Below are 24,476 nucleotides of genomic sequence, written 5' to 3'. Positions count from 1 at the left end.
CTCCCTGTACATCAAAACGAGGGTAGTCTTGGATGCTTTTATTCTTGATTCCGTGTTCTCTTACTTCAGTTCTAACTTCACATCATCAATCGTCACGTCATGTTCCGCGAACGGTGAACCGGCTGCTTTCCCGAGCAGGAATTTCAGTCCGGCTGTATCATCCTGACCGAGCGTAAAGTCAAACTGATATGTTTTTTCTTCCGTGCCTAGTTCGAAGATTTCACTGAAGTAACGCGTATACGCTGCGTTTTCCACGGTCACTTCAAGTGGCCGTGCGACCGTTGAAGATGCCTTAAACGTCAGTTGGTACGTCTGCCCTTTGACAAGCTGTAAGTTGCCTTGCTCAAGCAGAACGCTCCATGGCTCCTGTCCTTCTGATACGATGGCGAGTTTCGTTGCGTCATTGACGTTCGAAACGACGGCTTGCGCGTCATAATGGACATACGAACTCCAAAAGTTCAGTCCGTCCGCAAACGAACCGTTTTTGAGCGGCGACCGGTCGACTTCGTCAGCTTGACTTGCGGTTCTTTGATTCGTTCCGCTTTCGTTTTAAAACGCAGGACATACTGATGGTTTTCTTTTGGCTGGACACCTTGTTGTGTCAAAGTCGCGGTCTGTCCTTTTGCAGGATTGGTCTTGAACGTAAAGTCACGTGTCACCGGGTCGACCGGTTCATGGTAGTCGCGGTTCGTCAAATCATAGACCCGGACATAATCGACAGCATACGTATGCCATTGTTCAAGCTGTCCGCTGTCCGGGAAGTGGTAGTCTTTACCGGTGTATTTATTAAAATCAGGTGAGGATACTCTCACTTCTAAGCGTTAAGGGCGAAGCCCAAATGAAAGCGGGAGATGAATCACCAGCTTTCATTTCGGGTATATTCTCTTTAAGGAGGTGAAAATCATGTTGAAATACAAGGCTTACAAATTCAGAATATACCCGACAAAAGAGCAAAAAATTCTGATTGCCAAAACGATTGGTTGTTCACGCTTCGTCTTCAACCACTTCTTAGCGAAGTGGGAAGAAACCTACAAAGCGACAGGGAAAGGACTATCTTATGGTTCTTGTTCCAAAGAAATTCCGATGTTAAAGGAAGCGTTCGACTGGTTGAAGGAAGTAGACAGCACTTCCGTGCAAACTAGCGTCAAGCATCTGGCTGATGCGTATGATCGCTTCTTCAAGAAACAGAACGAACGACCTCGATTCAAGTCGAAGCGAAAACCTGTTCAATCCTACAAGACGAATATCCAAGGAAAGTCTCAACTTCCTGAAATCTCGATTCATGCAAGCAGACTCAAACTCCCTAAGCTCAAATGGGTTCGTTTCGCCCACTCCAAGCAGGTCGAAGGACGCATTTTGAACGCCACCATACGCCGTAATGCTTCAGGAAAATACTTCGTCTCCCTGCTCGTCGAGCAGGAGATCCACGAACTGCCGAAGACGGGCTCATCCGTCGGAGTCGACGTCGGACTCAAGAACTTTGCCATCCTGTCGGACAGCACGGTGTACAAGAACGACCGTTGCTTCCGCACGCTCGAGAAGAGACTAGTGCGTGAACAACGTAAGTTGTCCCGTCGTCAGCTCATCGCCCTGAACAAGAAAGTCACGCTGTCCGAGGCGAAGAACTATCAAAAACAAAAGCGGAAGGTCGCCCGTATCCACGAGAAGATTGCCAACAAGCGGACCGATTTCCTGCACAAGGTTTCGACCGAAATCGTCAAAAACCACGACATCATCGGCATCGAGACCTTGCAGGTGAAGAACATGCAGCAGAACCGCAAGTTAAGCAAGTCCATCTCTGAGGTCAGTTGGTCGGAGTTCTTCCGTATGATCGAGTACAAGGCAGATTGGTACGGGAAGACCGTCGTGAAGGTCGGGAAGACGTTCGCCTCGAGCCAACTCTGCTCCAGTTGCGGTCATCAAAACAAAGACGTGAAACATCTTGGTTTGCGTGAGTGGACATGCCCGAGTTGCGGGGTCCATCACGACCGTGATGTGAATGCAGGACTGAATCTCAAACAAGAGGCCGAGCGTATCTTGGCTTCTTCAACCGTCGGGACGACGGGGTTAGCCTGATCAATTTTCGATCGATAGGTCGGATAAATCAGGAATCTTCCACATCTAAGCACAGCGTAGGTGGAAGTAGTTCAATCTTTGACGGCACCAGCTGAGATGCTGCTGACGATGTATTTCGATAGAAACAAGAAAGCCATCATAATCGGTACGGCGAAAATCGCGATCCCAAGATAAAACGAGCCGAGATTTTCTGCGACTTGTGATTCTTTAAGGAAGCCCATCAAGACCGGTAATGTGTATTTTTTTCGGTGAGAAAAACAGGACGAGCGGCATGATGTAGTTCTTCCACGAACCGATGAATTTAAAGATCGACATTGTGGCGATTGCCACCGCTCGTTTTTTCCTCTTCGCCGCCTGAACATCCTGCTAAAACGCTTGCCGTTAACGCACCGACTGTTAATACGCTGACTAACTTCTTTTCATGTCATCCCATCCTTCTCGTGTTTTGGTAGTCCCCTAAGTAAGCGGTCTCATTTATTATTCAAAAGTTCCGAAAGCCCTTTCGGAAACGTACAAAAAAATATAGTATGGATTTCGAAACCGCTCTCGCGTTTTCTCGAAGACAACCTGCGAGAGCGATTTCGAAAAAGTGATTATGCTTTGACAGGTCCCGTCGACTGGCGGACGATCAATTCGACCGGAATGATATCCGTCGTCATGACCCGCTTTTTGTTGACGATTTGTTCAATCAAAAGGTTTGCTGCATGCTGCCCGATCGTGTCCGTATCTTGCCGGACCGTCGTCAGCTTTGGTGTAATGAACTTGGCCAGTTCGATGTCATCATAGCCGACAACCGAAAGATCTTCCGGAATCCGTAAACCGGCTTCATGAATCGCGTCGATTGCACCGATTGCCATTTGGTCACCTGCAACAAAGACAGCCGTTGGTCGTTCCGGCAGTGCGAGTAACTCTTGCATCGCCTGTTTTCCTTCTTCAACCGAAAAGAATCCTCCGCTGACGATATATCCATCAGGAATCGGTAATCCTAAATGTCCCATTGCTTGTTTGTACCCTTCGATTCGTGCCGATCCTGCGTCAGTCGTCGTATCCCCCGCGATATGGGCGATTAGTCGATGACCGAGCTGGTATAAGTGATTGACAGCAAGTTCGCCACCGGTCAGATTATCCGAGAAGACGACACTACAATCGGTGCTGTCCATATCAACGACAACGATTGGAATCGTACTTTGAATCAATTCCTGAACGTGTTGGTCCATTTGATCGGAACAGATGACGACGATGCCGTCGACCGCCCGATGCCGGAAATGCTCGAGATAACTCATGTCCCGATTGCGTAAATTCCTTGAAGCGAAGATTAAGTCATAACCTTGTTGCTCTGTTGCTTTTCGGAAACTTTCGATGATCGCGTTAAAGAACGGATGCATCATCCCGACGCCGTGTGCTTCCGAGAACATGACGCCGATTGTCCAGGACCGTTTCGTTGAGAGCGACTGGGCGTGGGCGTTCGGCAAGTAGCCCATATCGGCTGCTGCCTGAACGATTTTTGCTTTTGTCTTCTCACTGACGTCGGAATAGTTATTTAAGGCTTTTGAGACCGTGGTGATCGAAAAACCGGTTATTTTCGCTAAATCATAAATTGTACCCATGTAACCACTCCATTTCACCGAAAGCGCTTTCGATAAATTTAGTATAGACGGTGATTTGGAAAGATACAACCATTTTTTTAGAATTTAATCGGAATTCGAAAAATAAATGATACCGCTTTCATATTTCACTCGAGAAACCTTTAAAGGAGAACAAACGTTTGGTATACTATAAGTATCAGTACGCCGTGTCTACAATGGAAAGGAGCATCATCATGCCGATTACCCCCTATCTAGTTTTCAACGGTAATACCCGTGAGGCCATCCATTACTATGCCAAAGTTTTTGGTCAAGACATTCCTGACATCATGGAATTTGGTCCCGGCAATGGTCCAGACGGTCAACTGTTTGAAAAAAATGTCCAGTCGCTTGTGCTGCATTCGCAATTGATTATTCATGGGACACGCGTCATGTTTTCTGATGCGATGCCGAATGATCCGGTGGCAATCGGACAAAATGTCACGCTGGCCCTGCATCTGCCGGACGTCCAAGTCATTCACGAGACATTCGACAAGTTGGCACAAGACGGCAATGTCATCATGCCGATTCAAAAAACGTTTTGGAGTGAAGCCTACGGTATCGTTGAAGATCCGTTTGGTGTTCAGTGGCAGTTGAACCATGAAGTGAGTGAAGTGACGGCGTAATTCGTTTCGGCTGTCATGCTTCCGTTCTTACTCGCTTTCCTCAGTCGATTAAAAGAAAGGCGTTCTTACCAAAAAACAAGATCTGACGGAATTCGTCAGATCTTGTTTTTATTTTTTAAATTTATTAAACATTCCCTGAATCCGATTTGTTTTTTCGGCTGCGAGAGATATCTCTAGTACCGATGTTTCCTTCGTCACTTTATTATCAGCCGAATTAGCTAATCCAGTTACTGTTCCAAACAAGTTCTTCACCTTATTCGTTGCTTCATTTTTAGATTCTTCATAATGGAGTAACTCAATATCAATTTGCTTATGTAATTCTTGCATTTCAAGCATATATTTATGACTTTCAGACTGGGCTTTTGAATAGCGGTTTACCAATGCATGATATTCAGGCAGCTTCCTCTTTTTTTCTGCCAAGGAAGCATTTCCAAAGAAAAAGTCTAATCCTGCATAAACAACTGAATCGTTTAATTTACGATTATGCTGATCCTCTTCCAACTCGATTTCTGAGATTTCAGCCTTAAGATTTGAAATATCATCTTTGAACAACCTTTGTCCTTCTTGTAATGAAACAATTGATTTTTCAATCCAATTTTTTGCATCTTGCGGAGAGTCTAACATGAGCCAAGTAATGCTAATGTAAGATTGAATAAACCCTGTAAAATGAACATCAAACGCTGTCTTTGTGAATTTTGCTCTTTGTACACCATAAGCCTTGATGAATTCTTTTAAAGCACTTGCCACCATCTTTTTAGAGTCCTTTTGACTTCGATGATCGTCCATCGCCTGCTCCAAATAAGTTAGCCCTACGTAAAAAGGTCCTTCCTGAATCGCTTTAATTTCATTCGTAAACATATCAAACAGTTGCGCCTGTTCAGCTTCTAATTTAATTAGCTTGTCTACGATTTCTTTTTTCTCTTTTACTCCTTTGTATACTTTCAACCCTGTTAACATGCCAGAAACCATTAAATCAATCATTCATCTATTCTCCTTTTATGTATGAGGCTTTTTTCGATAGTGAACTTTATTGTGCATTTTAAAAGTGTATCAATACATTCTATATTTTATCAATAAATGGATTTAAAACTTATCATTAAATGGAAAATTGTTTAATTTTAAACATTATTGACATAAAGGGCTATGAGAAGGAAGATTTTATGACCCGACAAGAAGTACTCGAATACATCAAAAAAATCGAACGGACGGTCACAACATTTATCATTGATATCCGGATTTTGATTCTTAAGCCGCTTTCGAAAAACGATCATCTCTCGGGATTTGTCAGTTTCACGTCGACGGCTTTATTTTAGGGATACAGAAGATAGGTGCTCCTTTAATTTTTTATTTAGCAGAAACTGCGCAGTTCTATGTTTTAAATGTTGATTACCCGCTATCACTTAGCTTCTCCGTTGTATTCTTCCTGGTTAAAAGACTTGCCGACAGGCACAGGTTATTACAGGAGAGCATGATTCTCTAGCTCAGGAGTGCTTCCAATATGCTAAACGCTCTCAACCAACAGACATCCCTCATGGATTTGATAGAAAAAACCATCTTGTCAATCATCATAGAAATCCATATGTTGCACTATCAGCATGGTAACTGATTACTGAGAATTAATACGCATTTGTACTTCTAAATCTTGATTTAATAACATTTAATTCATTTACCACATCTATTAAAAATTTAACTGGAATTTATTCTTTTATATTTTAATAATTCGACTTAGAGCTGCTATACTAAAAGTGTCTAAAGACAATTTATGTATTTGATAGGAGTTAGATTCTATGTCCATAACTGAACTTGGGGAACAATTAAAACAAATGTACAACTCGGCACCTGATAAAGAACAATCAATCTTCATTCACCTTTTTGGAATCAAATTTGGGGAAATCATTTTGCATAATAAGTATAGTGTTGCTGAAATCGTAGAGGCGTCCGGAATTAAAGAGTCGTATAAAACAGAAGTAAGAAAAGGCGTTAATCTTTCGAAATACGTAACCCTTAAAAACTCAAATTAAACTGGAAATCTACTCTTAAGGTCGATGAATGATATCGACCTTTTTTAGATTACTTGATTAATTTTTCGTTCTAGCATCAAAATATGAATATCGACACTGTTGATTCAATCAAATTGAATGCAGTATGGTATGACAGAGAACGTTGGTACGAAATAAATGCCTAAAGCAGACATGTTGCCTCAAAAATTCTTAGAACGGATGGGCTGGAACTTTTGGCGTGTCCGTGGTCGTCACTTCTATCAAGACGCAGATCGTGCGATGGAATCATTATAAACGACGCTTGAAGAGATGGAGATTAAACCAGTATTGATCGAATATGCGTAAACAAAAGGAACGGTCCAAAATGGTCCGTTCCTTTTACTTTCCGAAACAAAATTTCCTTTAAATAACAATCATACCTTCATCATGCTATATTTAATATGAATTACGTTTTACATATTTCTTTATTATCGTCGGAAGGATGGACATATGTTTTGGAAAAACTTTATTTTGAGAAATATCGGTTTGACACTGCTGATTTAGCACGCAGCCGAACAATCTACATAGAAAACTATCCGATTGTTTATCTTTTATATAGCCGGTCAAAAGCACAAGCTTACGTCGGCCAAACGGTTCAAAAAAATCAACGGTTAAAAGCCCATTTAAAAGATCCTCGTCGTAAGCAACTCGACGAATCGATTTTAATTGGACATGAACAGTTTAACCAATCGGCTACTTACAATATCGAATCCAATTTGATTAACTTTTTAATTGCAGATGGTCGCTATACACTGCAAAATGTCAGCCAAACTGTCTCCCGTCAGATGCACAACTATTTCCGAAAAGATTTTTTCAATGAAACGGTTTTTGAAAACATCTGGCAACAGTTACGCGAGGAGCAGATTGCGGAAGGTACGCTCGATCAGTTACGAAACAAAGACGTCTACAAACTATCTCCGTTTCGTGAATTATCTGAGCAACAACTGGAAGTCAAAGAGGAAATCTTAAAATTTTGTAAAACAAGAATCACCGAAACCGGTCACCATGTTTTCATCGTCGAAGGCGACGCCGGAACAGGAAAAAGTGTCTTACTCAGCTCCTTGTTCAATACGATCCAGGATTTAACGAAAGAAGTAAATTCTGCACTGTATCAGACGGATAACTATCTGCTCGTTAACCATGGAGAAATGCTCAAGACGTATAAATCGATTGCCAGCAGCCTACCAAACTTAAAGAAAAAGCAGTTTCAAAAACCGACCCCTTTTTTAAATACGTTAGATAAACAAAAGCGGACTGCTGACATCGTGCTTGTGGATGAAGCCCATCTGTTACTCACAAAAGAAGATGCCTACAATAACTTTCACCAACAAAATCAGCTGCATGAAATCATTACACGCAGTAAAATTACGATTCTGATCTTTGATCCGAAACAAGTCCTCAAGATTAAAAGTCACTGGGGACGGAAGACCTTACAGGATATCGTCGGTCCCTTTTCGACAAAGACGCTGCAATTATCCAACCAATTCCGGATGCAAGCGAGTCCGCAGACGTTAGACTGGATTAATCGATTGGTGGAACGCAATCTCTTACCAATTCCGAGTGATTCCAATTATGATTTACAGGTCTTCGAAGATCCTGAAGCTTTCAAGCAGGCGATTTTCTCAAAAAACGAACAGCATGGATTATCCCGAATCGTCTCGACATTTGATTACCTTCATAAAAAAGATGGGGCCGATTACTTTGTTGACGAGGATGGAATTAATCTTCCATGGAACCGCAGTTATTCCCATACAACATGGGCAGAACAAACGGAAACAATTAGAGAAGTCGGATCGATCTATACCATTCAAGGATTTGATTTAAACTACGTCGGTGTCGTACTCGGTCCGTCGATTCAGTATGATGAAACGACTCAACAGTTGAAGCTCGATCCAACGTCATACAAAGACACCGGAGCATTTGTTTCCCGCCAAGACTTAAGTCGATCGGAAAATGAACGTGCCAAGGAAGAAATCATTTTGAACTCCCTGAACGTCCTGCTGAAGCGTGGTGTCAAAGGGCTTTATCTGTACGCAACCAATCCTCAATTACGTGCCCGATTATTACAACTAAAGGAGATACCACTATGAACGAAATCAAAGCGTTAGTACAAAAAATCGATGACTTCCGTGACGAACGAAACTGGCGACCACACCATAATCCAAAAGACTTAGTGATTTCTTTGTCCATCGAGGCATCCGAGTTACTTGAAGCCTTCCAGTGGCGGACCAGCGAAGAAGCGTGGGAAGAAAATCAGGAAAATATCAAAGAAGAAATTGCCGATGTGTTGATTTATGCGTTGACGTTATGTAGTGAATTGAACGTAGATGTGGAAGAGATTGTAGTAGATAAGATTAGGAAGAATGGAGAGAAGTATCCGTCAGTGAAGTAAAGCTTATTTTAATTGTACTGAAAATAAATTGAAATCGGGAGAGGTTTTTATTGAAAATACAGGGAAGCAAGTATGATTTAGTTTCTACAGCTTCAGCAAATATTTCTGATTCGTTTGTCATTCCTGCTAATAAATCCGGTAGCGCGTCTGGAGAAGCTAGACTCTATGTATCGTCTCAAAAAAGTAAAAAATTCGGTTCCTTTTTTACCTTTGATCCTATTATCGATATTGATGGATATGCTGGAGCACAAGGATATTGTTTTTTCAGCAAAGAAAATTTAATTAAATATATGGAAGACATAAAAGTGTTTTATGATTTTCCTGTCTCAACTTATCGTCAGGATGTATCACTCTTGTATCAAGAGCGCATGGAACTTGTTTGTCGTCTTAAAAAAATTAATCGGTTTCAAATATACAATCAAAATGGCGATTTGGATGCAGACAGGTTCTATATCGGCTCAAACAATTCTTTATGGGAATTAATGAGGACGATATGTCTGCCAAAACCTCTTAAGACTCTTCAGCCTCTTACGGTTGTTCATATTCACAAGTTAGTAAATAGGAGTAACAAAAATGATGTAATATATTATTTCGAGTTATTTGTTAATCCGAAATCTGAACCCCGAAAAATAAAGAGCAAACAACTATTAACTAACAAAAATCGTAAGACAATAAAAAATGATACCTTAATTTTAAACACAAATCGGAGATCTCTTGTTATTTCCCGTATTGGTCAGGCAAAATTCAGGAGAAATACACTTGATATAATGTCTTCTTGTCCATTTACAGGAATTGATGATAAATCATTACTTAGAGCAAGTCATATCATGCCGTGGGCTCACTGTACTAATAATAATCAACGTTTAGACGGTTTTAATGGCGTTGCATTAACCCCTACGTTCGATTTATTATTTGATAAAGGGCTCATTTCATTCGAAAATAATGGAAGATTAAAAATATCTCCATACTTATCAGATAATATTATCAGCCTCTTAAATCTGCAGTTAGAAAATTCTTATGAGATAGGAAACTCTACTGGTAATAAAAATACTTATCTTGAGTATCACAGAAAACATATCTTTCTTTTTAAATAAACCAGCTGATATCAAGAATAAGTAATTTACTCGATAACACTAAAGCACTCTATTAATAAAATTAAGGAGATTTAACTTTATGTCTTTTACCCCGGTAGTCCGTTGGCGCAACTTTACTTTAGAAAATGTCCAAGAAATCCTTGAAATTTATCCCGATTTATCCAGCAATATTAAAAGAGTTGAAGTGAATGGCATATTGGAAGAACAATTCACTGGTTATAAAAGGACAGCATATCAATTTGCCTGCCAATTAGGGTTGGAGGATAGAAGTGTTGATTACTTAAAAGTTCAGAATTACTTATTTGCCTTTTCAAGTGAAAATTTAGAAAAATATTTAGAATTTTGGTTAAAAACGTATTATGCGCCGAATCCGTTTGTACAAGGAGAAGAAAATCCTGTCATTATTTTTTTAGAAATAGGCAAAAAAATATTGAGATCAGAGACTTTACAATTAGATTTTGATGATTTTTTCAATGAACTACGTGGAGCTGGAAATGCCGACATTTTATTAAATGCTTTAGTTTCTCATGGAAAACCTATAAAGAAAAAGAAAGTAGCCAATAAAAACTTCGTATATATAGACATCACCGAAAGGAATCAACTGGAAAACTATGTACAAAAAGTCGAAACCCATTTCCCTATTCCGGAAAACCCGCAACATAAGAGTTCTTTTTTTAACAGATATACCTATAAAAACTTTGCCTTGTTTTATGATTTAGAGACATCAATTCCGAATAGAGAAGATGACCAAAAAGATACTGTATTAGAAGATGTTGTATCAAAAGAAAATATTCCTAGAGATCATAATCGGTTACTTATTGGCTCACCCGGTACGGGGAAAAGTTTTACACTAAAGCAGGAATGCGAAGGTACAGAAACTAGTTCAGGATTTTTTAATCCCGAAAATATTGAGAGAGTCACGTTTTATTCCAACTATTCCTATTCACAGTTTGTCGGGACATATAAACCCAAGCCGGGAAATGATCCAGCCCTTAACGATCACTCGCACTATATAACATACGAATACGTCCCTGGTCCTTTCCTGAGACTGTTAGTAAGAGCTTTATCCGATTACCATCAACAAGGTGAAGGATGCAATAATTATGTTTTAATCATTGAAGAGATTAATCGGGCTATAAATCCGGCTGCCGTATTTGGGGATATGTTTCAGCTATTGGACAGAGATATGCTTGGAAAAGGTGAATATGAAATTTCATGTTCCGAGGAAATGCGAAGATATCTAGATAAGGAGGGTCTATCTCAAATCAGCAAATTATATTTACCGCCAAACTTCTATATTTGGGCTACCATGAATAGTGCAGATCAGGGAGTACATCCTCTTGACTCTGCTTTTCAACGTCGTTGGAATCCTGAGTATATAGATATTAATGCTAACGAGGAATTAATTACAAATTATGATGTTTATATTAACGGATACGGACAGTGTAAATGGAATGACTTTAGAAGAGCATTAAATCAGCGTTTAATTGAACTGGATGTCAGAGAAGACAAGCTAATAGGACCGTTTTTTATAAAACCGGTAGACCTGGATGATACATTCCGACAAAGTGAGGAAAGCGCATTTCAAAAAACCTTTAAAAATAAACTGATACGCTATCTTTCTGAAGATGTTTTTAAGCTTTCAAAAACAGGATTATTCGGCGAAAGAAAGCGTTACTCCCAAATTATTTCTGATTACCAAAATAATCAGGAAAAAATTTTTAGCGGTATTGACGAAGAGATTTTCATTTCAGAGCCAAAATCTCAACCAGCTGTCTTAAAGCATTTTTAGGTTACTTAACATGAATCCTATCTTTTTATATGAAAATAAACATTACAACATTGCCGAATTAAAACGTTCTTTTAAATCTATAGATATTAATTTTTTTATAGAAGAATGTTTGAGTAGAGGAATCGCTAAAAGGAAACAGACTGCAGTCTCTTTTCAGTACGTTGGTGTCATTGTTTTTCAGAATCAACTGTTGCTCTTCTTACCAAAATTTTTAAAAGAATCCTTAAGCGATTTAGAAAAAATAGAAAAAATGAAGACCATACTGAAGGTGTTAAAAGTATATAGTAAAAGATCGGTTACAGTACAGGAGTTGGAGTTTTTCGGTAACTTTGAACAAGGAGAACTTTTCAATTATTTATCTGCTGCCGACTATTTTATTAATGATTATATTGAAAACGGATTATACCATAGGGATAAAATCGAATACATGATTAACGGTAACGGGGAAATAGATTGGCAGCAAACGATTGACTCCCAGGCTTCCTATCTTTCCAAGGATCAGAGCCCAATCTATTTGGAACTGGTAAAAGAAGAGACCTTAGTTGATCAGACACATGTAATCATTGAGATTCATAAAGCAATATTAAATGAATGTTCTCAGTATCTTACTGCCAGCGGCCTTAATAATTTTTTGGATTATCCCTCAGTTCAGTTTCCATTTGATTTCAGTCACCTGGAAAATAAAGATTTTCAATTGATGAAAATTAACGATACTTTGTATCAGGATTACAACGATCGTAATGTTACTTTACTCAATAATATGTACCGGTATATTGCCCATGAAGCTTTTTTCACCGAAAATAAAATTGTTTTTTTTGGTACAAAAAGTTTTTATACGGTTTGGGAAAAATGCTGTGCAAGTGTAATGGATCATGATGAAAACATCGCAATTAGTATCCCAAAGCCTTTATGGACAAATTTTATTATTAACGATAACAATAAAGATACCCTAATTCCAGATATTTTGAAAAATCTGGTAGTAAACGAAAGTAGCACTCTTCTTATTATTGATGCAAAGTACTACAATATTTCTTTTACGAAAGATAAGGTTATTCATAATCCAGGAATTCAAGATGTGGTAAAACAATATATGTATGAAAAAGCATTGCATTCATATATTCAGTCTAAAGAAATTCAAAATTGGTACAATATTTTCTTATTCCCTTACTCAGAAAATACTCTGGTTAAAGGTGGTGAAGTTTCAGTCAGTTTTCTTTCAGATTTAAAAAATATTAATGTTATTATGTTACCTGCTGATGAAATTTTTGCTAAATATATAACTTATCAAAAATGGGGTATTAAAGAATGGACTTTATTTATCGACATTATTAAAAATTCAACAACTGCTTATACCATATGATTTTGAATGTTTTTATGTAAATTCAGAAAAATAATTCATTCTTTCTAATTTTTTAATGTCGGGATTCCTAATATTGTATAATATTTCAATTAATTCAATATACTAATTCAAAAAAAGAAGCTGATCCACTCAAAAAACTTGAATGGATCAGCTTCTTTGCATAATATTCAAAGTAATTTTATCTTTAAAGCAGAGTCAATTGTTCAGCATTGTAGTTATAATTATAGTTTTTTCCTTCTATAACTTGTGGAAGACTTTCTACAATTGATTTTGTTATTTCCATTAGTACATCAACAACAATTGAATTTCCAGCCTGCTGATATATTTGTGTATCAGATACTACAATATTAAAGCTGTCACAAAAACCCATTAGTCTAAGGCATTCTCTAGGCGTTAACTTTCTAATTCTTCCCTGGGTAGTAACGTAATTATCAACCCCTGCTCTATGCATTTTATGCATAGTAGTTAGCAACGGACGGGCAATCTCCAAATCGATTTTCGGCTTGGAATAGAAATTCTTAGTTCCACTTGACATGACATACTTTTCTACCTTTTCTGAAAGAAAATATTTTTCTAATTCTTCCATTGTTTTTTCTTTATTTTTATTTTCTTCAACAAAAATAAAATCTCCGTGCCAATTAAATTGCTGGTTAGCTTTTTGACACAGTTGAATATCTCCATCAATTTGCGTATATCTTTTATTTATATTTTTTTCACTTGTTACAAATTCTACGCCTTTTTTATTCAAATAATACTTTCCTGATACCGTGTCCAACAAATAATTTTGCATGGTTTTTTTAAGAGGTAAGGCTTCAGGAAATGCAAAGTCTTTTTTCAATTCAAGATCTTTTCGAAACCCTACTACAAAAAGTCTTTCTCTATTTTGTGGCACGCCATAATTTTTGGAGTTCAAGACTTTAAAACTCCAATTATAATTAAGATCATCAAACACTTGTTGCATTGTTGCCCACGTATTTCCACCGTCGTGATTGATTAGGCCTTTAACATTTTCATATATAAATACCTTCGGCTTAATTTCTCCCACTAATCGAGCATATTCGTAAAATAATGTACCCCTCGTATCCTGTAGTCCTCTTCGCTTTCCTACCATTGAAAAAGACTGGCACGGACTTCCACCGACAAATAAATCTATTTGATTTTCATATTGCGATCCATCCAAAAATGATGCATTCCAATGAAAATTTTCTTGCTTAATATCGTAGTTCGCAAAATAACTTTGAAGTACAAAATTAGATTTTTTTTTGTTTTTATACAGATTATCTACATAACCTTTTTTCTTGTTATAATCATTTAACTTGGATAAATCATCAAGGATTTCAACTGTCGAAAGTCTTTCATGCAGCATATTGATAGTATCGATAATTTCCGACATAATACTGTTAAGTTTTTTAACAGCCGTAGTTTCAACAAAGCTTTTAAATACCATTTCAAATTCCTCAAATGATATTGTGAACAAAAATTTAAATGCATCCTTATCATTTATTTTTTTAGAATATTCTTTAATATCTCTCAAAAGATAATAATAGTGTGAGTGAGGAATATCTTTGAACTGTGTATCGGAAAACTTTTTAATTAATGGTGAAAATTTATTATATTGCTCCAATTTTTGATAATGCATAAAGAATAAATTTAATTGGTCGATTAATACTTTTTCTGATAAAAGTAATTCTCCAACGTCTGAGGATACATCCTGGAGTTCATTTTTTAAATTTATAATGTACTCTAAATGTTCATTAATATTTAGAGCATTAGCATCTTCATAATTTTCATGAGTAAGACTTTCTAATCTATTTTGAAGTCCTTCTATCTCTTTAATTATATTAAATAAATTCCGGTCTATTTTTTTTGAAAATATATCAATTCCACCATTGTCACATGCAAACGCCGCTTCATATTCTATTCCCAGTCTTTCTAAGGAATGCTCTATTGCACCTATTCCGCTAAAAACCGTTCCTAACTTCAACATAAATATTCACCCTTTTTATTTAAGACATTTCATTTAATAATTAATTCATTATAACAAAAACAAACATTTTTGTCTGGTACTTTTTACGAATACATGTTCTTCCACTTCTAAGCTGATCTGTATTGCATGTAAATGCCATTGAAAATATTAAATATAATATAAAAAATAGCACTTTAAACAACCGGTTGTTCTATTCACCCAAATTGGCTAAACTCTTGAGAAACATAGTCACATTCATTAGACATCGTCCCTAAAACCAAACTGTATTAATTTAGTCCATCCATTGCTTATATAACAAAGAACATCATAGACTGTTTAATACAAAAAACATAATCGATGTTTTTGTACATTTTGGGTAAAGAAACTTACATCATACTCTTAGTTAATTGTAAAGATTGCTTAAAAAAAATTAATTATTTCGCTTTATAAGTTTTAATTCTTTACAAAAAGATAATAAAAGGAGTGTATTTTATGACTGACGTGATGACACAGGAACAAAGAACAAAAAATATGAAAGCCATTAAATCAGTTTCTAAAATTGAAACAATTGTTGCAAAAGAGTTATGGAAAAATGGAATCCGTTATCGGAGAAATAATAAAAAGTTATTTGGAAAGCCCGATATCTCTATTCAAAAATATAAGGTTGTAATTTTCATAGACTCATGTTTTTGGCATCAATGCCCTTTGCACGCCACCATGCCTAAAAGTAATACGGAGTTTTGGAAAAAAAAGTTAGAACGTAATATTAAGCGTGACAAAGAGGTTAATGAATATTATCTTCAAAATAAGTGGAGAATAAAAAGAATATGGGAACATGAAATAAAAAACGACCTTTTCAAGGTCGTTGATGAGCTGATGTTTTTTATAGAAGATTCAAAAAAAAAAATAAATAAGTGAAATAAGATCAACATTAAAAGTACTTTTTTTCCAAAGAAAAAACGCTTACTATTTTACAACTAATATTTACGACATTAGTACATCTAAAGATTTAGATTGTTTATTAATTCACTTCGGCATCTATACCAAATTTATCGGCTGGAGTATCTACCGGAGAAAATTCTATCTTAAACACTGTATGGTTTTTTTCACCCTCAAATGTCCAGCTGTCGGATACATCAATAAATTCAACTTGTTCTATATTAAATTGTGCAGCAAGCTTATTTGCAACGTTTTCTGTCATTTCAAAAACAGTACTTCCTTCTCCAGTAACTTTACCGGACTCGACAATAATCCCATCACAGATTATCGAGAACATCATAAGCTGTTTTACCATCTGACACCCTACCTTTTTATTATATCAGTAATTTTTAATATCATTATTCATTTCTTGGATCAGACAATAGTTAAATCTATCTTTTCAGGTTTTCCTATATATATCTCTAAATTTTCAAGAAATAACGGCTTCAGCTCTTCTTTTTCTAACATAGGAGACAATACAATAGGGTAACTTTTATTAAATTCAAATATGACACGTCTCCCTACACGCTCATCTTTTCCTAAATCACTTCTGTTTTTAATCTTTGCTTTTAAAACTTTTGATAAATCTAACTCATCAATAATATCTAAAACGTTAATCAAAAACTGACCGTTTCGGAAAATTTCGTATTTTATAATGTAATTAAACAGGTCTAAGTTATCTACAATAAGATTAAAATAGCGAAGTTTTTCATTTGAATCAAAAGTATGGTCAATTACATATTGAGTCGCCAACACACTTTTATAGATATAATTTTCCCAATCAAATTTCTTAAGAACTATATTTTTAAATGTTTTTTCATCTGATTTCACTTTTGGATAATGTTCCAATATAAAATCCCTTTTATGTGTTAACAATAATGAGTGCCAAAATCGCTCATCCAAATGTATGTCCCGATCCATTTGAAGATATACTTCTCCTAATACTCTAAATGCTTCAAAAAACAGTTTATTTCTTTCTTCTTCATTTTTTTGCGCCATATAAATCGGGAAGTCAGGTGCATTCATAATTGTTATTATGTCATTTGAAAAATAACTTTCATTCGAAATAATTTGATCTTCCAAAAAATCATTATATAAAGTATCGCTTGTTTTATATGATGCATCTAATAGTTTAATCTCCATTTTGCGCAAGCCCCTTTATAGCGGAAATATACTTATCAATAATATGATCCGAGATTTTATGAATGACTTCATCAATTGAGTCGATCGAAATTTCTGTCACCATTTTTTTAGTCATAAGCTGGTATAACTTTATATCGAGCGGACTACTTGGCAGATCACATACTTCTAAATCCACTGTTTCCTGATCTTCTCCGTTGTTGATAATAAATTGATGTAATGCCCTGGATAAACCGGTATAAATATATGGATTATTTAATTTGTTGCTTTGTGAGAACTCAACAAATTGATATTCAGGATTTCTGTAATTGATAATTATCGTCTCTGTTCCAAGTTCAATTTTAATGTCAGATGATAAAGTCGGGTTTACTTTTTTCTCAAACAGTTCAAAAGGTTTTGTAGTGCTTCCTTCAAATACCACTACGTTTGAATATGCTAATAAAGCGTGCTTGGATACGTTTAACTTTTCTTTAAACTGTAAGTAAAAATCATTAAGATCTTCGTTTAACGAGAAATTAATTTCTTCTTTTGATTGAATTTGCAGTTGAACCGATGTTCTTTTATTTAGAGATAAACGAGATTTAGGTATGTCAACATACTGATCAGTATCTTCAACACGGTAATACTTGTTATCACGTGACTGAATAATTAATAGTAATTGTGCACGATTCTCCTTAAGTAAATTCTCCAAAAAAGGAGAATCCAATTCATACTTATACTTTAAGCGGTACATATTGGAGCTCTCTTCTAACGATACATCTAAAATAAAATTACTTTCAGCGTAGCTATGGGAGTCATTTGTAAGTACAGGATAGGGAAAATTCGCATTTTTTTTATAAATCATTTGGCACCTCTACGTAGTAAACAAATTTTAAGGTACGATTGTACTGGGGCAATAAACTAAGTTCTAATTGAGCTTTCCCCTCAATGATTTCAACATCTTTAATAAGATTGTTTTCAATATCATATTTTGTAAAATTATTTGGGTTTCGGATATCAAGGTAGCTGCTTGCGAGGTCAAACTCGTTTGTATGCTCTACTCCCATTCCATCAATTACTGCTAAGCCAATATCACACGACTGATCATTCATAATTTCAGCACTTTTTGTAAAATCAAAATTTAAATACTCTTTATCCTGTACGATAATGCGCTCTACCATTTCAGGATTGGCACTATATTTTTTACTTGTACTTTCACCATCATGCTCGCCACTCGGGCTTTTTTGCAGTTTTAACGGATTACGTGTTTGCTTACGGTCTTTTTTTTCGTTTTTATTAATGTTTTCTTTTGCATTTCTTTTTTCTTTTTTCTTAACTGTTGTTTTCGATTTCACCACAGGTTTATTATTTATTAATACTGTCCCCATAGATGATTGAAGATCTTGTTTAAACTCTGTTTCTACTACATAAAGAATATCTTCGGTATTTATCATTCCATCTGCAGGGTTATTAGCTTTTATGGCACTTTCAATAACTTTACTGATTTCTTTTGATAAGTTATTAATAAAACGTTTTGCCTGCCTTTGTAAAACCGGATCTTTTATATGATCTGAGGATAATTCAGTATGAGATTCATTTTCCAAAGATTTCAAATAAGAATCTTCTTCTGGCCCACCAATCAGTACAGCATTAAATGGTTTGTTTACATTTCCTTTTACTTTCAAGTCCTCAATTTTCATTCCCACTGTTCTTACTATTGCCACTCTGCCTTTTGTAATTCGTTCATCGTAGTTAAAGTACAGTCTAAAATTAAAGTTTTGACGACTATCCGATATCACAAGATCTTGCGGTACTTTTTCTAAATATGTATTAACGTAAAGAGGGGTAAAAATTTTCTTGATTTCTTCAATTTTTTGTTCGTAATACGTTGAACTAGTAACTATGTCATGAATAGTATCTGAATTAATTTTAATATTATTTACTTCTACCTCTAACTTACCTTCAATAATGGACATAAAGAAACTGTCACAAACACTGGTGATAATATCATTAGTTTCAGCATATCCTTTTCTTAAATATGGGATGATAATTTTTAGTCCTCTTGTAGTTTTTGAAAATACTTCATGGAAATCATTTTTAAAAGGCATAAATTTAGTAGATGTATCATTATCCTGCTGTAGCTTAGCAAAATAGCCGCTCGCCCGGTAATATTGATCTTTGTATGCATGTTCAATTAATTGAATCGTCCCTCCCAAGTGTTGTTCCCCGTTTTGATCGCAGTTAGCAAAAAACATAAGATGAATATCAGATGCAGCATTAGATGCAATTTTCCCTACTCCGTGTGATCCTCCCCGTGCAGTCTCAACTGTGCTGTCGGCTTCTTCAAAATGAACTCCTTTGTTATATGCATAAATTCCCCACGTATGTTCTTTTGAATTACTTTGACCGTAACTTGCACCTGTAAGACCTTTAGTATTCTGATCTTCAAACGAGATATAAGATACAGATCTTTGATCAACTTTATTAAGCATATGACGAATAGTTTCTTTTGTGTAACTGTTGCGTCCCTGTAATGCTCTGATTCGATCAATCAATTCTTCGTTACCCGGAATATATTTTGTTTCCAGTTCACCTGTTTGTATCTTTACACTTACAGGACCTTCATAACTTTTAAGTTTCCCATCAAGTGAATTTTGAATATTTTCTCGTACTAATCCGTTTACTTTCATATCATAAAATCTTTCAAGAACTTTATTGAAATTTGATTCTTCAATGTTAGGTATCTTTGAAAATCTCCAGTAATTCGGTTCATTTACCAGCATTTAATTTCACCTCTAATTTTAATTTCATTATTTCCTCATTGTTCCAATTATACGGTATAGGTTATCATAGATCTATATTTTGAAAATTATTGTAATTACTATATTTAAATTTAAACATATTTAATTTTAAATAAAGAAAGTAGGTATCTCATATGGCGATTAAAAATTATGCTTTTAAAACTTTAGGAGCTTTCATTCAGGAAAATACATACCATATTCCGGATTATCAACGTGAATATTCATGGGAAGAATCTCAAATTTTAGATTTTTGGAGTGATTTGAAAGCGCTTCGGGATTCAAATGAAACTGAACATTTTTTCGGACAAATTGTAGTTCATGATGAAAATGAAGTCGAGAGCAGTACTGTTAAATACATAATTGACGGTCAACAAAGAACTACTACTTCAATAATTTTTTTAAGTGTTTTGAAGGAATTAGCTTTGGAATTGACCGGACAGAACATCGCTGATGCAGAAGAAATTGCAGAAGACATTAAAATCAAATTTATTGGTCGTTGGACTCCTTCTAATGACCGTCTTCAATTTAAAACGGCTTTAACCGATTCAGATTTTTTTAGAACTTTTATTCAGGCTCGTACTAAAAATTTTAATGAGCAGAAACCTAAAAACCGTGCTCAAAAAAGAATGAAAGAAGCTTATTTATTTTTGGATAAAGAATTACGGAACGAAATCAACGGTTTTTCACCTCAGGATCAATTCATTATTATAAAAGAATTTTTCACTTCTTTTATCAGTAAGTTTAAAGTGATGTACGTTGAAACCTCTTCTCTTGAAGAAGCATTTATTATTTTCGAGTCTTTAAATGCTCGAGGAAAAGGCTTGGAAACCTCTGACTTATTAAAGAATCATTTATTTAAGACTTCAAAATCACAAATAGAATCTGTTAAAAACAAGTGGGAAAAAATCACTGATAGTATCGGTACTTCTGAAGCCACAAAATTTATTCGTTATTATTGGAATTCTATTGAGACATTTACGCGAACCCAAAACTTATTTCGTAGAATGAAAATGAAAATAAACACTGAAGGTCAAGTTATTGCGTTAATCAGTAATCTAGAAAATTTATCAGATGTGTATACAACACTTAATACAAACACTGGTACTAGTGTATTTAATGATAAATCTTTGAATGCTTCTTTAAAAAACCTGAGAACTTTCAATGCTACTTCTTTTTATCCAGTCGTTTTTGCTATGTATTTGAAAAATTGGAATGAAGGAGATATTGGGGACGTAATCTCTTCTATTGAAAAGTTAATTTTTCGGAATATTATTATTGCAAAGAATGCTGCCAATAAATACGAATTAATTTTTGCAGAGTGCGCTGTTGCTATATCCTCTAAAAATGTTTCAAAAAATGATATTTTAAATAAACTAAATAGCCAAAAAATTTCAAACGAAGCCTTTAAAAATCATTTTATGAGCTTAGAAACTAAGAATAAGCCAATTATTCGTTATATTTTAAAAGAAATTGATAATTTAACTTCGACTAATGAAACCATTATTTCTGATTCTGACGATGTTCATATTGAGCATATACTTCCACAAACAAAAGGAGAATGGATAGTTGATGATCACGAAGATTTCGTAAATAAGCTCGGGAACCTTACTTTGCTGGGAAGTGAGTTTAACAGAAAAATTTCCAATAGTTTATTTGACAACAAAAAGAAAATGTATCAAAAAAGCGAAATAAAAATCACACAAGACTTACTAACGTATTTAAGTTGGGGAACAACAGAAATTAATCATCGTCAAAAACGCTTTACAGAACACGCCTTGAATATTTGGTGATTACTTTTTTAAAGTAAATCTATTATTTTAATTAATTAAATTAAATAAAGCCATTTGAGTACATTATCACTTGTTCTCAAATGGCTTTTTGACTAGGAACTTACTGAGTATGTCTTTAGGTATTTCGTATAAAATATGATTTCAATCTGAATTGAACAATATCAGTTATCCACTCCGATAATACCTTACTGCTTATTTTAAAGTTTTGTTGAATACATAATGTTCTTTGATCTTTAGTTATCTCAAACGGATATCCCATCTTTGGAAACGGCTGTTGCTTCAGCAATGTCACTATTTTGGATTCATTGTATCCATTCTCAAAAACCTTCCCTTGCGCATCCTTTACTTCCCGGTACTTCTCCGCATGCAAATACTCATAAAAGAACGGCGCAACTTCCTCTGCGGTAATCGGTTCCATCCAGCGTTCTTCGCCCCGCTCGAGCATCGCCAGCAAGACGACCATCTTATAACTCCGGTTCATCACTGTCTTTTCAACCTGTTCAATTAGCTCACGGTTAGTATTAAATGTGCCAATTTCTTCGTCCGTCAACTCATCTTGTTCTTTCAGAAAACCGACATACGAGCCCCACTCTTGTTTATAGCCTATCGGTACAGCTGTTAATTGACCGATTTCAACGTAAGTTGGACGACGCCCGAGATCGAGCTTCAATTGTTCGTAACTCTCAATCAAACGTAGTTTCCGCTGATTCGGTTGACGCATCCGATGAATGATATTCAACGCTTGTATATCAAACTCGATGATACATCCTTTTGGGGGGATAATAGGTTCCCAATCGTTTCTTGTAAGCTTGTCTTTTACTGTTCCAAGTAACATCAGCTTCGTTTCGACGTTTTTATAGTTCCCAATCAAATCGATGATGACACAATGTGACTTATTACTTGCTAAGCGCAAGCCCCGTCCGATTTGCTGGGTGTAGATTGCAATTGATTCCGTCGGCCGGCAAAACAGTAACGTATCAACTTTCGGAATGTCGACTCCTTCGTTAAACAAATCGACCGTAAAGACGATTTCTAACGTTCCCTGTTCAAACTCTTGAATCCGTTCCCGTCGATTGATGGTCTGTCCGGTCAAAGCAATCGCCTGATGGCCCATTTCCCGGAACGTCTGCGCTAAGTATTCAGCTTGACGGATCGACGAACAAAAGCCGATCGTCTTCGTCTGCCGGTGCTTCGACCAGGCGGCATAGATGTTTTCTGAGACTGCTCGATCAATCTGCGCCTGTTCCAGTTCCATCGCATCATATTTCCGTCCCATTCGCCGCAGTTGCGAATAGTCGATAACGTCATGAATCCCGTAGTAATGGAACGGAGTCAGGAATCCTTCGTTGATCGCTGACGTGAAGTGCATTTGAAACGCAACGTGATTGTCGCACAGTGCATAGACGTCCGCTCCGTCCATCCGGTCCGGCGTCGCTGTCAGTCCCAGCAAAAATTGGGGTTCGAAATGCGTCAGCACTTTTTGATAACTTTTAGCTGCTGCGTGGTGAAACTCATCAATGATGATCAAATCAAAATGGTCTTTTGCAAACCGTTCGAGATGCCGGTTTTGGGATAACGTCTGGACTGATCCAAACAGCACATCCGTCTGTTCATCGTTCGTGCGGTCTGATCCGATATACAAAGCTGTCTGCCAATTGGCCTCGACCTTTTTAAACGAACGTTCCGCTTGTTCCAGCAACTCGCGTTGATGTGCGAGGAACAGTACCCGCTTAAAATCACGCGCAAAAAATGCACTGAGATATGTTTTCCCAAGTCCGGTCGCAAGTACAGTCAAAGCACGCGTCCGTCCTTCTTCCATCGTTTCCCGGAGTGCCCGTAATGCTTCCTCCTGCACCCGGTGCGGCAGAATCTCCTCGGACGTGACGATCTGTTGCTCCGCATAGTCGACTTCCGGTTCTGCAACATATTGCCGTGCGTCATGTTCCTGCCGGTACGCTTCAAGGACCATCAAATTCAGGTCTTGAGCTGCTTCACTTAAGTAAAGATCCATAAATGCCTCGATCGCATCATCTAAAATATGCGGTGCGACGGCTTGCGGCAAATGGAGATTCCACTCGACACCGGTTCGAAACGCGCTTTTGGAGATATTCGATGAGCCGACAATCGACAGACCGGTCTCCGCATTGCGGAACAGATAGGCTTTCGGATGAAACGCCCTTCCGCCGGAGCGATAAAACCGGATCGACAGACCGTCCAGTTTCAATAATGCTGCCAACGCCTCCGGGTCCGTAATATGTAAGTAGTCGCCAATCAAAAAATGAATATCTGAGCCCCGTTCGACGGCGCGACGTAACGCGGGTAACAACAGTTCGACACCCGAGCGTTGTGCGAAGGCAGCGACGATATAGACTTCATCCGCTTGGTCAATGGCATCGACCAACGATGCATACAAATCGTGCGTCGTCAGTTTTGCTGCCGGAATCAATCTTCGACCTCAATCAGATACAGCTTGTCATCAAAGCCGCCCCGCTTATCGTGTTTCGTCAGCCGGATTGCTTCCAGTTGTTCCGGTGTCGTCCCGTGCGTCCGAGCCAGCGCGTGAACCAATTCTAACAAGTCAGCCAATTCTTCAACTGCTTCTTCGGTCGTCGTTGCTTCTTCGTATTCTGCTACTTCTTCATGCAACTTCCGTTTCGCCTCGACTAAGAACTCTTCCTCGTTGAGTGTCCGAAACGTTGCATTTTTTCCGTTTCTAGCAATGATAGTTGGAATCTGATCCCGGACTAATTTATGATAAAGAGGCATTGGATTCACTCCTTGTAAGTATGGTGATGGTGTTGTAAAAATTATCCTATAGTTC

General features: G+C 36.8%; 23 protein-coding genes. 11 read left to right on the top strand and 12 right to left on the bottom strand.

The genetic code is table 11. The features are described 5' to 3' along the window. Positions 1-60 precede the first annotated feature (60 nt). Both AC3IRK_RS01855 and AC3IRK_RS01850 read right to left on the bottom strand, forming a co-directional pair. On the bottom strand, positions 61-462 hold the full coding sequence (locus AC3IRK_RS01855; protein WP_489170718.1) for a carbohydrate binding domain-containing protein: 402 nt from the start codon (positions 460-462) through the stop codon (positions 61-63). Beyond that, on the bottom strand, positions 459-812 hold the full coding sequence (locus tag AC3IRK_RS01850; RefSeq protein WP_354020779.1) for a hypothetical protein: 354 nt from the start codon (positions 810-812) through the stop codon (positions 459-461). Before AC3IRK_RS01850 ends, AC3IRK_RS01855 begins: the two co-directional genes overlap by 4 nt. Before the next feature lie 91 nt (positions 813-903). Here AC3IRK_RS01850 and tnpB point away from each other — a divergent pair, with 91 nt between their 5' ends. Further along, positions 904-2,076, top strand: a complete 1,173-nt coding sequence (gene tnpB / locus AC3IRK_RS01845) for an IS200/IS605 family element RNA-guided endonuclease TnpB (RefSeq protein WP_489170331.1) — start codon at positions 904-906, stop codon at positions 2,074-2,076. 207 nt (positions 2,077-2,283) lie between these two features. Here tnpB and AC3IRK_RS01840 read toward each other — a convergent pair whose 3' ends face one another. After that, on the bottom strand, positions 2,284-2,406 hold the full coding sequence (locus tag AC3IRK_RS01840) for a hypothetical protein (protein ID WP_489170330.1): 123 nt from the start codon (positions 2,404-2,406) through the stop codon (positions 2,284-2,286). A gap of 263 nt (positions 2,407-2,669) precedes the next feature. Continuing rightward, positions 2,670-3,683 (bottom strand): LacI family DNA-binding transcriptional regulator, encoded by a 1,014-nt coding sequence (locus tag AC3IRK_RS01835; RefSeq protein ID WP_489170329.1) that lies wholly within the window; start codon positions 3,681-3,683, stop codon positions 2,670-2,672. Between the two features lie 158 nt (positions 3,684-3,841). On the opposite strand from AC3IRK_RS01835, the gene AC3IRK_RS01830 reads away from it, so the two are divergent. Further along, positions 3,842-4,324 carry a VOC family protein gene (locus tag AC3IRK_RS01830; RefSeq protein ID WP_489170328.1) on the top strand — a complete coding sequence of 161 codons (483 nt, stop codon included), beginning with the start codon at positions 3,842-3,844 and terminating at the stop codon, positions 4,322-4,324. 108 nt (positions 4,325-4,432) lie between these two features. Here the strand turns inward: AC3IRK_RS01830 and AC3IRK_RS01825 are convergent, their stop codons facing one another. Beyond that, a complete protein-coding gene (locus tag AC3IRK_RS01825; protein ID WP_489170326.1) occupies positions 4,433-5,305 on the bottom strand; it encodes a hypothetical protein in 873 nt (290 codons plus the stop codon). A gap of 179 nt (positions 5,306-5,484) precedes the next feature. On the opposite strand from AC3IRK_RS01825, the gene AC3IRK_RS01820 reads away from it, so the two are divergent. The 7 genes from AC3IRK_RS01820 to AC3IRK_RS01790 all read left to right on the top strand — a co-directional run bounded on the left by AC3IRK_RS01820 (position 5,485) and on the right by AC3IRK_RS01790 (position 13,001). Then, the gene (locus AC3IRK_RS01820; protein ID WP_489170325.1) at positions 5,485-5,637 is read left to right on the top strand and encodes a hypothetical protein; all 153 of its coding nucleotides are present in this window, start codon (positions 5,485-5,487) and stop codon (positions 5,635-5,637) included. Positions 5,638-6,111: 474 nt separating this feature from the next. Continuing rightward, a complete protein-coding gene (locus AC3IRK_RS01815; RefSeq protein ID WP_489170323.1) occupies positions 6,112-6,345 on the top strand; it encodes an HTH-like domain-containing protein in 234 nt (77 codons plus the stop codon). A 473-nt stretch (positions 6,346-6,818) separates the two neighbouring features. Next, positions 6,819-8,453, top strand: a complete 1,635-nt coding sequence (locus AC3IRK_RS01810; RefSeq protein ID WP_489170322.1) for a DUF2075 domain-containing protein — start codon at positions 6,819-6,821, stop codon at positions 8,451-8,453. After that, a complete protein-coding gene (locus tag AC3IRK_RS01805; protein ID WP_489170321.1) occupies positions 8,450-8,755 on the top strand; it encodes a nucleotide pyrophosphohydrolase in 306 nt (101 codons plus the stop codon). The genes AC3IRK_RS01810 and AC3IRK_RS01805 overlap by 4 nt, the downstream gene beginning before the upstream one ends. Positions 8,756-8,805: 50 nt before the next feature. Then, positions 8,806-9,849: an HNH endonuclease gene (locus AC3IRK_RS01800; protein WP_489170320.1), complete on the top strand. Its 1,044-nt coding sequence runs from the start codon at positions 8,806-8,808 to the stop codon at positions 9,847-9,849. 79 nt (positions 9,850-9,928) lie between these two features. Further along, the gene (locus AC3IRK_RS01795; RefSeq protein ID WP_489170319.1) at positions 9,929-11,641 is read left to right on the top strand and encodes an AAA family ATPase; all 1,713 of its coding nucleotides are present in this window, start codon (positions 9,929-9,931) and stop codon (positions 11,639-11,641) included. 10 nt (positions 11,642-11,651) lie between these two features. Further along, a complete protein-coding gene (locus AC3IRK_RS01790) occupies positions 11,652-13,001 on the top strand; it encodes an LlaJI family restriction endonuclease (RefSeq protein ID WP_489170318.1) in 1,350 nt (449 codons plus the stop codon). Positions 13,002-13,185: 184 nt separating this feature from the next. Here the strand turns inward: AC3IRK_RS01790 and AC3IRK_RS01785 are convergent, their stop codons facing one another. Continuing rightward, positions 13,186-14,988: a DNA cytosine methyltransferase gene (locus tag AC3IRK_RS01785; protein ID WP_489170317.1), complete on the bottom strand. Its 1,803-nt coding sequence runs from the start codon at positions 14,986-14,988 to the stop codon at positions 13,186-13,188. 471 nt (positions 14,989-15,459) lie between these two features. Here AC3IRK_RS01785 and AC3IRK_RS01780 point away from each other — a divergent pair, with 471 nt between their 5' ends. Continuing rightward, positions 15,460-15,885 (top strand): very short patch repair endonuclease, encoded by a 426-nt coding sequence (locus AC3IRK_RS01780; protein ID WP_489170316.1) that lies wholly within the window; start codon positions 15,460-15,462, stop codon positions 15,883-15,885. A gap of 103 nt (positions 15,886-15,988) precedes the next feature. On the opposite strand, the gene AC3IRK_RS01775 is transcribed toward AC3IRK_RS01780, so the two are convergent. From AC3IRK_RS01775 to AC3IRK_RS01760, 4 genes are read right to left on the bottom strand one after another with little or no spacing between them, the layout of a single operon-like run. Then, entirely contained in the window at positions 15,989-16,261 is a 273-nt protein-coding gene (locus tag AC3IRK_RS01775; protein WP_489170315.1) for a hypothetical protein, read from the bottom strand. Between the two features lie 59 nt (positions 16,262-16,320). Beyond that, positions 16,321-17,088 carry a hypothetical protein gene (locus AC3IRK_RS01770; RefSeq protein ID WP_489170314.1) on the bottom strand — a complete coding sequence of 256 codons (768 nt, stop codon included), beginning with the start codon at positions 17,086-17,088 and terminating at the stop codon, positions 16,321-16,323. Further along, the gene (locus tag AC3IRK_RS01765; protein ID WP_489170313.1) at positions 17,078-17,929 is read right to left on the bottom strand and encodes a hypothetical protein; all 852 of its coding nucleotides are present in this window, start codon (positions 17,927-17,929) and stop codon (positions 17,078-17,080) included. The genes AC3IRK_RS01770 and AC3IRK_RS01765 overlap by 11 nt, the downstream gene beginning before the upstream one ends. Then, positions 17,919-19,847 carry a hypothetical protein gene (locus AC3IRK_RS01760; protein ID WP_489170312.1) on the bottom strand — a complete coding sequence of 643 codons (1,929 nt, stop codon included), beginning with the start codon at positions 19,845-19,847 and terminating at the stop codon, positions 17,919-17,921. The genes AC3IRK_RS01765 and AC3IRK_RS01760 overlap by 11 nt, the downstream gene beginning before the upstream one ends. Positions 19,848-19,999: 152 nt before the next feature. On the opposite strand from AC3IRK_RS01760, the gene AC3IRK_RS01755 reads away from it, so the two are divergent. Then, positions 20,000-21,655 (top strand): DUF262 domain-containing protein, encoded by a 1,656-nt coding sequence (locus tag AC3IRK_RS01755; protein ID WP_489170310.1) that lies wholly within the window; start codon positions 20,000-20,002, stop codon positions 21,653-21,655. Positions 21,656-21,770: 115 nt separating this feature from the next. Here the strand turns inward: AC3IRK_RS01755 and AC3IRK_RS01750 are convergent, their stop codons facing one another. Beyond that, positions 21,771-24,101: a DEAD/DEAH box helicase family protein gene (locus AC3IRK_RS01750; RefSeq protein WP_489170309.1), complete on the bottom strand. Its 2,331-nt coding sequence runs from the start codon at positions 24,099-24,101 to the stop codon at positions 21,771-21,773. Next, the gene (locus AC3IRK_RS01745; RefSeq protein ID WP_489170308.1) at positions 24,098-24,421 is read right to left on the bottom strand and encodes a pyrophosphohydrolase domain-containing protein; all 324 of its coding nucleotides are present in this window, start codon (positions 24,419-24,421) and stop codon (positions 24,098-24,100) included. Before AC3IRK_RS01745 ends, AC3IRK_RS01750 begins: the two co-directional genes overlap by 4 nt. Positions 24,422-24,476: the final 55 nt, after the last annotated feature.

It is taken from the genome of Exiguobacterium sp. GL_137 (genome assembly GCF_057834585.1).
The sequence above is the reverse complement of the archived record's forward strand: the minus strand, read 5'-3'. Positions and strand labels throughout refer to the sequence as shown.